Origin of the sequence: Streptomyces sp. NPDC058663 (assembly GCF_042716745.1) — a bacterium.
In the GTDB taxonomy this organism is placed as follows: Bacteria; Actinomycetota; Actinomycetes; order Streptomycetales; family Streptomycetaceae; genus Streptomyces.
The window spans coordinates 35848-47244 of sequence record NZ_JBHXRV010000060.1; the positions used below are offsets into that span (position 1 = coordinate 35848).

The window sequence follows — 11397 nt, forward strand, 5'->3', positions numbered from 1 at the left end:
GCGACCCATGGGCAGGCTGAGCACAGTGCGGACCGAGCGGCGCCCGGGACTGCGGCCGAAGCGGCGTCCGGGACGGCGGACGGCGGCCCTGGTGGCGGCGGGCGTGCTGGTGCTGACGGCGAGCGGGTGCGTGACGGTGCACGGGGAGCTCGCGGTCGTCCCGGCGGCGACCAGGGCTGAGGCCGCCCGCGCCCTCGAGGACTTCACTGCCGCCTACAACAGGGCGGACAAGGCGTACGATCCGGCTCTGTCCGCGCAGCAGGTCACCGGCGCGCTGGGCGCCATCAACCAGGCCGGACTGAAGGCCCGCAGCAAGCAGAGCCCCGGCGGCAACCCGCGGCACCGGGAGCTCGAACTGGGCGACACCCGGTTCCTGATACCGAAGAAGGCGGGCTGGCCGCGCTGGTTCGTCGCCGACGCCGACAGCAACCGGGACACCGACGGCGGGCGCGCCGACAGCCGCTGGCTGATCGTCTTCGTACGGGGCGGCGCGCAGGAACACTGGAAGGCCTCCCACCTGCTGACGCTCGCGCCCGGCGAGGTGCCCCGGTTCGCGCAGGACGCCGACGGCTGGGCGAAACCGGCGGACGGGGCCTCGTTGGCGGCCTCCCCGCGGGAACTGAGCCCGGCGTACGCCTCGTACCTCCAGAACAGGGGGAAGGCCGGGCGGCCGGCCCCGGTGAACTTCGCGCCGGGCCGGGACACCACCCTGTGGCTGGCCTCCCGGCAGCGGGCCTCGCAGCGCATCGGCCGGTCCATGCAGTACCTCGACCAGCAGCTGGACACGGGTGCGTTCGCCCCGGTGGCTCTGGCCACCGAGGACGGCGGCGCGTTCGTCTTCTTCGCCACCCGCCACTTCGAGAAGCAGACCGCCGCGCGCGGGGTGCCGCTGCTCGATCTCAACGAGGACGTCGAAGCCCTGCTGACCGGCACCGCCAGGTCGTCGCTGACCAAGGAGCGGGTGTCGAGCCAGGTGGCGAGGGTTCCGGGGAAGGGTGCGCCCGGGGCGGCGGTGGAGCTGGAGTCGCGGGTGCAGGGACTGGTCGCGGCCACCGGGTCGTGATGCGGCCGACAAGGCGTACCCGGCCTGGGCGCGGGGCCCGGTCGCGGCCACCGGGTCGTGATGCCGGGCGCACCGGGTTCTCACGCCGGTGGCAGGGCCGTACCCGCGCCCGCTGCCCGGCGGACGGCGGACGGCGGACGGCGGACGGCGGACGGCGGAGCCCGGTGGGGTCAGCGGCCGACCGGCCAGGCCACCGCGTGCGGGTCGTGGTCGGCGTCGGAGGCCTGGCCTGAGGCGTACCTGGCGCAGGCGTCGGTGAGCGTTTCGAGGAGGGTCAGCGGGTCGGGCAGCTGGTGTTCGAGGCCGCGCACCCAGTGCACGTCCAGGTCACCGGGGAGCCTGGCCGGCGGGACCAGGACGTAGCTGCCTCGGCAGTGCCAGCGCAGACCCGGGTGCTCGTCCATGGTCTCCGGATGGCAGTCCAGCTCGCACGGCCACCACTCGTCCTCGTCCTCGGGGGTGCCCCGGGTCGCGGTGAAGAACAGCATGCGGGCGTCCGCGCCGCTGCCGCCCTCGCCGAAGACGGCCACCGGGCCGACCTCGATCTCCGCGTCCAGCAGCCGCTGAAACGCGACGCGACCGGCCTCCAGCGGAACGTCGAGGACGTCGTGGACCATGCCGGTCGCGGTGATGAAGTTGGCCTGCGGCTGGGTGGTCGCCCATCGGTCGATCTGCGCGCGGTCGGTGGTCGACTGGGTCTGCCAGGCGAAGGACACCGGATGGCGGGCGGGCGTCGGACAGCCGACGCGGTCGCAGGAACAGCGGTAGCCGGCGGGATACGCGGCCGGGGAGAGCGGCAGTCCCGCCCCGGCGGCGGCGCGCAGCAGTTCCAGGCGGTCGGCCCCGGCGTCCACCACGGGTTTGCTCCCGGAACGGCGGCGCAGCCACTGTGCGATCCGGCCCTTGGCCCCGAACGGTCCGGACGTCTCGGCCGCTCCGGACGACTCGCGCCCCGCTGCTTCGCTCCCCGCGCCCATCTGGCTCCTCACCCTCAACCTCGGCCCCCGGCGGACTCCACCATGCTCGCACCATCCTGCGCCCCGGGGGGCCGGTGTCCGTATCCGGGGTGGGTGAGATACCTCGCTCAGCGCGGGGCGAGGCCGCCCAGGGCGTAGTCGACGAGGCGGTCGGCGTACGCGTGGGTGAGGGGTCCGGTGCGCAGCAACCAGCGCCCGGACAGAGGTCCGGTGAACAGTTCCACGGCGGTTTCCAGGTCCAGGTCCTGGCGCAGTTCGCCCCGGTCGCGGGCGACGGCCAGGCGGTCGGCGTACAGCTGGAGGGAGGGGCGGAGCAGCTTCTCGACGTACTGGGCGCACAGGTGGGCGTCGACGATGCCCTCGGCGGCCAGGGCGCGGGTGGGCAGGTCGTACTTGGGATCGACGAGTTCGTCGACGGTCGCGCGCAGGACGAACCGGAGGTCGGCGGCGAGATCACCGGTGTCGGGGATGGCCGCCCCGGCCTCGCCGACCGCCTCGGCGGCCTGCTCGCCCAGGTCGACGAAGGCCTCCAGGAGGACGGCGGCCTTGGAGGGCCACCAGCGGTAGATGGTCTGCTTGCCGACGCCGGCGCGGGCGGCGATGCCCTCGATGGTGGTCTTCGGGTACCCCGCCTCGACGACGAGGGCGAGAGCGGCGTCGTAGATCGCCCGCTTGGAACGCTCGCTGCGCCGCGAGGAGTCGGGGGCCCTGGTCTCTGTCATCCCCACAATCTACCAGCCTACGAGACGCGGCGTCTCGCCCCACGGTGTACGGGGCCGCCCGAGCCACCCGGGGCGCGGGGCCCGCCGGGGGGCGCCGATCCCGCCGGGGGCGTCGCCGGGGACGCGGAGCCCGCCGGGGGCGTCGCCGGGGGCGCGGAGCCCGCCGGGGGCGCACGCCGCGCCAGGGGTGCGGATCCCGCCAGGGCGCCCGCACACGCGCCCGCGCAAACGCCGACTCCCGTACCGTGAACCACCCTTTCGGTGCACAGCGGAACTCCTCTTCACGCCCGACCATGGGCACCAGGCAGGGCCCACGCCCTGCCTCCTCCCCTGCGAAGGAGCCCTCATTGAGCCGACCCATTCGTGACGCAGCGCCCCGCCGCTATCTGATGTGCCCCCCGGAGCACTTCAGGGTCACGTACTCCATCAATCCCTGGATGGACCCCAGCAAGCCGGTCGAGCTGCCGCTCGCCCTCGCGCAGTGGGAAGACCTGCGCGACCGCTATCTCTCGCTCGGCCACACCGTCGAACTGCTCGACCCCCGCCCCGGCCTCCCCGACATGGTCTTCGCCGCGAACGGCGCCACCGTCGTCGACGGACGCGTCCTGGGAGCCCGCTTCGCCTACGCCGAACGCACCCCGGAGGCCGAGGCGCACCGCGAGTGGTTCGCCGCGCACGGCTTCGCGGACGTGCGCGAACCGGAACACGTCAACGAGGGCGAGGGCGACTTCGCCGTCACCGCCTCCTGGGTGCTGGCCGGCCGCGGCTTCCGCTCGACCTCGGCCGCCCACGACGAGGCGCAGGAGTTCTTCGGCCGCCCGGTGATCGGCCTGGATCTCGTCGACCCCCGCTACTACCACCTGGACACGGCGCTCGCCGTGCTGGACGACCGCGCCGACGAGGTCATGTACTACCCGGGCGCCTTCTCCCCCGGCAGCCGGGCCGTCCTCGCCCGTCTCTTCCCCGGCGCGCTGATCGCCGAGGAGGCGGACGCGGCGGCGCTCGGCCTGAACGCGGTGAGCGACGGCCGCCACGTCCTGCTGCCGCAGGCGGCCGTCGGCCTGTACGGGCCCCTGCGCGAGCGGGGTTTCGAGCCGATCGGCATGGACCTGGGCGAGCTGTTCAAGGGCGGCGGCAGCGTCAAGTGCTGCACCCAGGAGCTGCGGGGCTAGGGCCCCGTACGCCTCACGCGGGGTCCGCGGGCGGGGGCGGCCACTCGTCGCCCCAGTCCGTGTCCCTGGCCGCGCGGTACAGGTCGCCGTGGCGCTTCTTGGAGACGTTCTCGCCGGCCTGTCCGCCGTCGGCCCGGCACAGTTCGAGCATGACCAGACCCTTGCGGATCTGGGGCCTGCGCACCACGCGGGCCCCCACCGCGACGGCGCCCACCTCGGGTTCGCGCACCGCGACGACGTAGCTGAACTTCTCGTCCTCGTAGGGCAGCGAGCCGCCCTTGACCTGGCGGTGCAGCGAGGAGCGGCTGACCCGGGCGGAGAAGTGGCACCAGTCGGTGCCCGCCGCGTCCAGCGGGCAGGCGGCGCTGTGCGGGCAGGGGGCCGCGATGTGCAGCCCGGCGGCGATCAGCCGGTCGCGGGCGGCCAGCACCCGCCGGTACCCGTCGGGGGTGCCGGGCTCCACGATCACCACGGCACCGGTCGCGGCGCGGGCCGCCTCGTCGACGAGGGTGTCCCGGTCCGCCTCCGTCAGCTCCTTGAGGACGTAGGAGACAGTCACCAGAGCGGTGCTTTCGATGCGGAGCGCCGTGCCGATCCGGGCGCGCTGCCACACCACGTTCCGCAGCGCCGGCACCCCGGAGGCCTCCGCCAGCTCGCGTCCCAGGGCCAGCGCGGGCTCCGCCCAGTCCAGGACGGTGCTCCGCTGCGTCCCCCACGCCTGGGAGACCGCCCAGCTCGCGGCCCCGGTCCCGCCCCCGACGTCCGTGTGCGTCGCCGGCACCCAGTGCGGCGCGGCCTGCCGCAGCGCTCCGAGCGCGGCCCTCACCGCCTCGAAGGTCGCGGGCATCCGGTACGCCGCGTAGGCGGCCACGTCGGAGCGGTCGCGCAGCACCGGGGCGTCGGTCGGGGTGATTCCCCGGTAGCTGGCGATCAGCCGGTCGACGGCCTGCGTGGCCTGCTTGGGCGGCAGCCCGTCGAGCAGTCCGGCCAGCGCGCCGCGCAGCACGTCCGAGGTGACGGCGGAGGCGGCGTGCGGGCCCGCGGCCGGGGCGGGGAGGGGGGTGTTCACCGAGAAAGTGTAGGGCTTGGCCGGTGGCCCCGGCGGGTCGGACCCACGGGCCCAAAAGGGGCATCGGTGAACTGCTGCGCATCATGGGGCAGTTGCATACGCTGACAGCGTTGGTCATTTCTGGGGCAGGGCGCCGGGGGTAGATCGTGGGACAGCGGATCGTGCGCATGGCGCTGGTGGCCGGAGGGGGCGTTCTCGCCCTGGTCCTCCTGCTGGCCACCTGCGGGGGCGGCGGGAAGGACGGGTCGGACCGGGGCGGGGACGGTGAGCAGCCCCCGAGGGCCGCCGCACCCGCCCCGCCCGCCACTCCCCGGCTGCTCGCCCCCGCCGCGTACGACAGCACCAGGGGGTGGCGGATCGTCGGCGGCTCCGCGGAGTACGCGCTCTCCCAGGAGCCCGCCCTGGTCGCGCACGTGGAGCGCTCCGGCACCGACCGCTTCGTGCTGCGGGCGTACGACGCGCGGACCGGAAGGGCCGTCTGGACGGGCAGGCCGTGGCGCTCGCTGTCCGACCCCGCCCACTTCCCCCGGCTGCTCACCGTCACCAAGGGCGACCGCCGCTTCTTCGTCACCTGGTCGTACGGGAAGGTGAGCGGCGCCGACGCGCTGTCCACCGGGGACTCGGTGCTCGCCCTCGACATGTACGACGCCCGCGACGGCAGCCAGCAGCACGCCGAGCTGCCCTGGCCGGGCGTCCCGGTGGTCTCCGGCACCGGCCCCGGCGTCCTCGTCACCGACGGGGCGGCCACCGCGACCGTGGTGGACCCGGTGACCGGGCGGCCCACCCCGTACTCCCCGCAGGACCTGGGCGCCCCGAAGGGCTGCGGGAACTGCCGGGTGCGCACCGAGGTGCGGGGCCTGACCGCCAAGGGGCTGCTGGTCGGCGGGCGCACCGAGTTCTGGGTGAAGGGCGGCTGGTACAGCAGGTCCGTGGCGCCCGCGGGCACCGACCCGGCGTCCGGGCTGCCCACCTCGGTGACGGCCACCGGGCAGATCCTGGCGAAGTGGCAGAAGAAGAAGCCGGACGGCTGGGACAGGTGGGCGGTGCACGACGCGCGCACCGGCAAGGTGCTGGCCTCGGCCGACTGCCGCAAGCCCGCCCTGGAACCGGGCGAGTATCCCCGGGCGGTGACCGCGCCCGGCGGCCACTACCTGGTCGCGGGCAACCTGGCCTTCGACCTCCGTCGCCCGGCGCCCAAGGGGGCGAAGACCGGGCACTGCCTCCAGGAGGAGGAGGGCAGCAGGGCGGTCACGCTGACCTCGGTCACCGACGACGGCATCGCCTACGGCACCACCAGCCCCACCTCGGCGGCCGGCACCCCGGTCGAGGTCCCGCTGGCCACCGCCGTGCCCGTCGCGCTCGCGGACACCGCGCGGCTGCCGGAGGCGGAGGTGGCGGGCACGGGCCTGTTCCGCTGGACGGACCGGCAGGACCGCCCGTACCTGATCGGCTACCCGCGCCGCTGAGGCGCCCCCGCGCCCGTGCGTCACCCCTGCCGTGGGAGACGTCCCTGCCGGTCCACTGGCGCACGGGCGCGAACTCGGCCACTCTGAGCGGATGTTGTTGCCGAGTGCACACGCGCAGACCGAACTGATCGAAGTAGTCCGCATCAACCCGGACGCGAACGACCCGCTGCCGAAGGTGTTGGCGGGCGAGGACCTGGCGATCTGGGACGCCGACCAGGCCCGTGAAGTGTTCGCCCTGGTCAAGGAGTTGCCGGGAAGCCAGCCCGGCCAGACGTTCCTGCCGGGCTGGGGGGTACGGGTGCACGGCGAGCGCGGACTGCTCTTCGAGATCGCCTTCTCCTACGACTGCCACGCGGCCCGGGTGTGGGGGCCTGCCGTCCCGCACAAGCAGGAGGGCATCTACAGCTTCGACCCGGACAGCGCTCCGGCCCTCGAACTGCTGCGCCGCTTCAGGGAGAGCGGGTAGGGACGGCGGCCGCCGCCGCCCGGGTCGGTGCCCCGGGCGGGGGCCGCGCTCGTCTGCTCGCCGCGGGTCCGTGTCCCGTGCGCGGGGGCCGCACGCGCCGCTTGCCGCGGTTACGCGTCCGAGGTCCGCTGCCAGGGGCGGCACAGCCCGGCGAAGCAGCCGATGGCGAGGAGCGCGCAGGCCAGCTGCACGACCGCCATCGGGACCGCCGTGGCCTCACCCGCGATGCCCACCAGTGGTGAGGCGACCGCGCCGATCAGGAACGAGGACGTACCCAGCAGCGCGGAGGCGGAACCGGCCGCGTGCGGGGTGCGCATCAGGGCCTGGGTGTTGGTGCTCGGCATGATCAGACCCATCGCCGACATCAGCACGAAGAGACCCGCCGCGACCGGCCACAGCCCGACCTTGCCGAAGACCCCGGCCGTCATCAGCAGCAGCGCCGTGGCGGCGAACGTGATGACGACGAGGCCGAACGCGAGGACCTTGTCGAGGCGGACCCGGCCCGCCAGGAGCTTGCCGTTGATCTGGCCGACGACGATCAGCCCGACCGAGTTGACGCCGAAGAGCAGGCTGAAGGTCTGCGGGGACGCCCCGTAGATCTCCTGGACGACGAACGGCGAGGCGGAGATGTACGCGAACAGGACGGCGAAGGCGAGCCCGCCGGTGAGCATGTAGCCGGTGAACACCCGGTCGGCGAGCAGGTCCCTCATGGTGCGCAGGGCCGCGCCCACCCCGCCGGTGTGCCGCCGCTCCTCGGGCAGCGTCTCGTGCAGCCACTTCCACACCACGAGGGTCAGGACCACGCCGACGCCGGTCAGGACGTAGAAGACTCCGCGCCAGTCCGTGACGCGCAGCACCTGGCCGCCGATCAGGGGGGCGATGACCGGGGCCACACCCGAGATCAGCATCAGGGTGGAGAAGAAGCGGGCCATCTCCACGCCGTCGTACAGGTCGCGGACCACCGCCCGCGCGATGACGATGCCCGCGGCGCCCGCCAGGCCCTGGAGGAGGCGGAAGGCGATGAGGAGCTCGGCGTTCGGGGCCAGTGCGCAGATGGCGGTGGCCAGCACGTAGATCACCATGCCGACGAGCAGCGGGCGGCGGCGGCCCAGTTTGTCGCTGAGCGGTCCGACGACGAGCTGGCCGAGCGCCATGCCCGCGAGGCAGGCGGTCAGGGTGAGCTGGACGGTCGCGGCCGGGGCGTGCAGCGCGTCGGTGACCTCCGGCAGGGCCGGGAGGTACATGTCCATGGAGAGCGGCGGGAGGGCGGTGAGGCCGCCGAGGACGAGGGTGGCCAGGAGGCCGACGCGGCGGGCGGCGGGCGCACCGGGCTCGGCCGGCGCGGCGGGTCCGGCGGACACGGCCTCCGCGGGTACGGCGGACATGATTCCGGCAGACCCGGTTCCGGTGGACACGGCCTGGGCGGGCCCGGCGGGTACGGCGGACACGGTTCCGGCCGTGGCGTCGGTCGCGGACTCCGCCGCCGCCATGGCCTCCGCGCCCGCCACGGGTATGTGCTCCCGCCCCGCCGATCCTGCTGACTGCTGGCCGCGCTCCGGCATCATCGCTCCCATTTCGTTGAATTCCGACCTATGTTCTCAGCTCTTCCGGAGTGGACGGAACAGCCTTTTGGCCCGGGCGGGAGCGGCGGAGGGCCCGGGCGCGGGCTCGGACTGGGGCTCGGGCGGAAGCGGCGGCCCGCACGCCGGGTCGGATGGGCGCTACACGGGCTCCAGTCCGGGGTTCCCCGCCTCGGTGACGTACGAGGCGGCGGTGGTGACCGGAGCCCCGGGCGTGCTGACCGCGACGACGGTCCGGAAGTCCACCCGCGCCTGCTGTGCGGTGAGCGCGACCAGGGCGTAGCCGCGGCGCCCGTTGTAGTGCCGCAGGTGCGGGTTGGCGCCGGTGAGGGTCTCCCAGTTGGCGGGTTTGTCGGCGCCGTCCTTGCCGCTGCTGATGGAGGTGGTGACGATCTCGGTGCCGACGGTCCGCGAGAGCGGGTCGCGGAAGTCCCGCTTGATGTCGAGCCCGTAGGAGACGTGCACGTCTCCCGTGAGCACCAGCAGGTTCTTCACCCCCGCGGACTCGGCCCCGGCGAGGATCCGCTCGCGGGAGGCCGGGTAGCCGTCCCAGGAGTCCATGCTGAGCTTGAAGCCGGGGGTGGCCCGGTCGCGCCGCTCGGAGAAGGTCACCTGCTGCGGGACGACGTTCCACACCGGCCGCGGCCCCTGCCGCCAGCCGTCGGTCAGCCACCGCTCCTGGGCGGCCCCGGTCATGGTGCGCCGCGGGTCCTGCGACTCGGGCCCCGGCACCTGCCAGCCGTCGCCGTACGCCTGGTCGGAGCGGTACTGGCGGGTGTCCAGGATGTCGAACTGGGCGAGCCGCCCGAACCGCAGCCGCCGGTAGAGCCGCATGTCCGCGCCGGTGGGGCGCTGCGGGGCGCGCAGCGGCTGGTTCTCCCAGTACGCCCGGTAGGCGGCGGCGCGGCGCAGCAGGAACTCCTCCGGCGGTACGTCGTTCTCGGGGGTGCCGCCCGCGTAGTTGTTCTCGGTCTCGTGGTCGTCCCAGGTGACCACGAAGGGGTGCGCGGCGTGGGCGGCGCGCAGGTCCGGGTCCGTCTTGTAGAGGGCGTACCGCAGCCGGTAGTCCTCCAGGGTGACGGTCTCGCGGTTGAAGTGGGCGGGCAGCCGCCGGTCGGTGTACTGGCGGGCGCCGCCGGTGGCGTTGACGGCGTACTCGTAGAGGTAGTCGCCGAGGTGGAGCACGGCGTCGACGTCCTCGCCCGCGAGGTGCCGGTACGCGGTGTAGTACCCGTCGTGGTACGCCTGGCAGGACACCACCCCGAGCCGCAGCTCGCCGGCCCGCGCGCCGGGGGCGGGGGCGGTGCGGGTCCGTCCGGCGGGGCTGACCCACTTGCCCGCACGGAAGCGGTAGTGCAGGACCCGGTCCGGGCCGAGCCCCTCCACCTCCACGTGCACGCTGTGGTGGAACTCCGGGTGCGCGAGGGCGGTGCCGCGCCGCACCACCCGCCGGAAGCGCTCGTCGTGCGCGATCTCCCACTCCACCCGTACCCGGCTCTTCGGCAGTCCGCTGTCCGTCTCGTACGGTCTGGGGGCGAGCCGGGTCCACAGCAGGACGGACCCGGGCCGGGGGTCGCCGGAGGCCACGCCCAGGGTGAAGGGGTCCTCGGTGAGGCGTTTTGCGTCGAAGTCGCCGACGGAGGCCGCGTGGGCCTCGGCACCGCCGGGCAGGTTGGTGGCGAAGGCGAGGGCGGCGGCTGCTCCGGTGAGGGTGAGGAAGCGGCGCCGGCCGTGGGTCAAGTGACGTGCCGCGGCGCGGAGTTCGGGTGCGTGCTGGGGTGCTGCGGGGGCTGTCATGGACGCAGTCCAGCGGCCGGGAACGGCACCTGGTTGTCGCGTACACGTCCACCACATGGCGGACAGGTGATCTCCTGCCGGGCCGCTCTGGCTACTCTCCCCCTCCATGAACACTCAAGCGCGGAACGCGGTGGTGACGGGAGCGGGCTCGGGGATCGGCCGGGCGGTGGCGGTGGAACTGGCCGCGGCCGGCTGGACGGTGGCCCTGGCGGGGCGCCGCAGGGAGCCCCTGGAGGAGACGGCGGCGCTGGCGGCGGAGGCGGGCGGCAGCGCTCTGCCGGTGGTGACGGACGTGTCCTCCCCCACCGAGGTGGACGCCCTCTTCCGCACGGTGCGCGACACGTACGGCCGCCTCGACCTGCTCTTCAACAACGCGGGCACCTTCGGCCCCGGGGGCGTCGCGACCGAGGACCTCTCCTACGAGGACTGGCAGTCGGTCGTGAACGTCAACGTCACCGGAGCCTTCCTCTGCGCGCAGGGCGCCTACCGCCTGATGAAGTCCCAGTCCCCGCAGGGGGGCCGCATCATCAACAACGGCTCCCTCTCCGCCCACACCCCGCGCCCGCACTCGGTCGCCTACACCACCACCAAGCACGCGATGACCGGCCTCACCAAGTCCCTCTCCCTGGACGGCCGCCCGTACGGCATCGCGGTCGGCCAGATCGACATCGGCAACGCGGCCACGGACATGACCCGGCGCATGCGCAGCGGCATCCTGCAGGCGAACGGGGAGACGGCGGTGGAGCCGGTGATGGACGTATGGGAGGTGGCCCGCACGGTCCGCCACATGGCGGAACTGCCGTTGGAGGCCAACGTGCAGTTCGCTACGGTCCTGGCCACCACGATGCCCTACACGGGCCGCGGCTGACCTCATGGAACGGCATGCGGACCGGGGCCACCCGTACCCCTGCCCCGTAGCCCGCGGCGGCGGGGCCGATTACCGCCGTCCCCTTGGCCAGCGGGGCCGCCCCCGCACCCCTCCGCCAGCCCCCTTGGGCGGCGGGGCCGCCCCCCGGGGGCGCGGGGGTCCCCCCTGCTCGAGCGAAGCCGAGAGCTTGGGGGAGGGCGGGCAAGGGGGCGGCCCC

At 74.2% G+C, this 11397-nt stretch carries 10 protein-coding genes; 5 read left to right on the top strand and 5 right to left on the bottom strand.

What is annotated here, in order from left to right:
- Positions 1-7 precede the first annotated feature (7 nt).
- A complete protein-coding gene (locus ACFWVV_RS32810) occupies positions 8-1063 on the top strand; it encodes a hypothetical protein (RefSeq protein ID WP_384345065.1) in 1056 nt (351 codons plus the stop codon).
- Between the two features lie 170 nt (positions 1064-1233).
- On the opposite strand, the gene ACFWVV_RS32815 is transcribed toward ACFWVV_RS32810, so the two are convergent.
- Complete coding sequence (locus tag ACFWVV_RS32815) at positions 1234-2040, bottom strand: bifunctional DNA primase/polymerase (protein ID WP_384345068.1); 807 nt, start codon at positions 2038-2040, stop codon at positions 1234-1236.
- Positions 2041-2147: 107 nt separating this feature from the next.
- Entirely contained in the window at positions 2148-2762 is a 615-nt protein-coding gene (locus ACFWVV_RS32820) for a TetR/AcrR family transcriptional regulator (RefSeq protein WP_384345070.1), read from the bottom strand.
- Positions 2763-3109: 347 nt separating this feature from the next.
- On the opposite strand from ACFWVV_RS32820, the gene ddaH reads away from it, so the two are divergent.
- On the top strand, positions 3110-3934 hold the full coding sequence (gene ddaH, locus ACFWVV_RS32825; RefSeq protein ID WP_384345073.1) for a dimethylargininase: 825 nt from the start codon (positions 3110-3112) through the stop codon (positions 3932-3934).
- A 13-nt stretch (positions 3935-3947) separates the two neighbouring features.
- On the opposite strand, the gene ACFWVV_RS32830 is transcribed toward ddaH, so the two are convergent.
- Positions 3948-5003 (bottom strand): small ribosomal subunit Rsm22 family protein, encoded by a 1056-nt coding sequence (locus tag ACFWVV_RS32830; protein WP_384345076.1) that lies wholly within the window; start codon positions 5001-5003, stop codon positions 3948-3950.
- A 146-nt stretch (positions 5004-5149) separates the two neighbouring features.
- Between ACFWVV_RS32830 and ACFWVV_RS32835 the strand changes: the two genes are divergently transcribed.
- Both ACFWVV_RS32835 and ACFWVV_RS32840 read left to right on the top strand, forming a co-directional pair.
- Positions 5150-6469, top strand: coding sequence for a hypothetical protein (locus ACFWVV_RS32835; protein WP_384345079.1), 1320 nt, complete (start codon positions 5150-5152; stop codon positions 6467-6469).
- A gap of 91 nt (positions 6470-6560) precedes the next feature.
- On the top strand, positions 6561-6935 hold the full coding sequence (locus tag ACFWVV_RS32840; protein ID WP_384345082.1) for a hypothetical protein: 375 nt from the start codon (positions 6561-6563) through the stop codon (positions 6933-6935).
- A 110-nt stretch (positions 6936-7045) separates the two neighbouring features.
- On the opposite strand, the gene ACFWVV_RS32845 is transcribed toward ACFWVV_RS32840, so the two are convergent.
- Together ACFWVV_RS32845 and ACFWVV_RS32850 are read right to left on the bottom strand one after the other, a co-directional pair.
- Positions 7046-8497, bottom strand: a complete 1452-nt coding sequence (locus ACFWVV_RS32845; protein WP_384345129.1) for a Bcr/CflA family multidrug efflux MFS transporter — start codon at positions 8495-8497, stop codon at positions 7046-7048.
- Positions 8498-8656: 159 nt separating this feature from the next.
- Complete coding sequence (locus tag ACFWVV_RS32850) at positions 8657-10312, bottom strand: alkaline phosphatase D family protein (RefSeq protein ID WP_384345084.1); 1656 nt, start codon at positions 10310-10312, stop codon at positions 8657-8659.
- A 106-nt stretch (positions 10313-10418) separates the two neighbouring features.
- Here ACFWVV_RS32850 and ACFWVV_RS32855 point away from each other — a divergent pair, with 106 nt between their 5' ends.
- Positions 10419-11180, top strand: a complete 762-nt coding sequence (locus ACFWVV_RS32855; protein WP_384345086.1) for an SDR family oxidoreductase — start codon at positions 10419-10421, stop codon at positions 11178-11180.
- Positions 11181-11397 lie beyond the last annotated feature (217 nt).

What these genes read in the sequence shown, in the direction of transcription:
- ACFWVV_RS32810 (WP_384345065.1), top strand. Translation starts at nt 8, where the DNA reads ATGGGCAGGCTGAGCACAGTGCGGACCGAGCGGCGCCCGGGACTGCGG.
- ACFWVV_RS32815 (WP_384345068.1), bottom strand. Translation starts at nt 2,040, where the DNA reads ATGGGCGCGGGGAGCGAAGCAGCGGGGCGCGAGTCGTCCGGAGCGGCC.
- ACFWVV_RS32820 (WP_384345070.1), bottom strand. Translation starts at nt 2,762, where the DNA reads ATGACAGAGACCAGGGCCCCCGACTCCTCGCGGCGCAGCGAGCGTTCC.
- ACFWVV_RS32840 (WP_384345082.1), top strand. Translation starts at nt 6,561, where the DNA reads ATGTTGTTGCCGAGTGCACACGCGCAGACCGAACTGATCGAAGTAGTC.
- ACFWVV_RS32845 (WP_384345129.1), bottom strand. Translation starts at nt 8,497, where the DNA reads ATGCCGGAGCGCGGCCAGCAGTCAGCAGGATCGGCGGGGCGGGAGCAC.
- ACFWVV_RS32850 (WP_384345084.1), bottom strand. Translation starts at nt 10,312, where the DNA reads ATGACAGCCCCCGCAGCACCCCAGCACGCACCCGAACTCCGCGCCGCG.
- ACFWVV_RS32855 (WP_384345086.1), top strand. Translation starts at nt 10,419, where the DNA reads ATGAACACTCAAGCGCGGAACGCGGTGGTGACGGGAGCGGGCTCGGGG.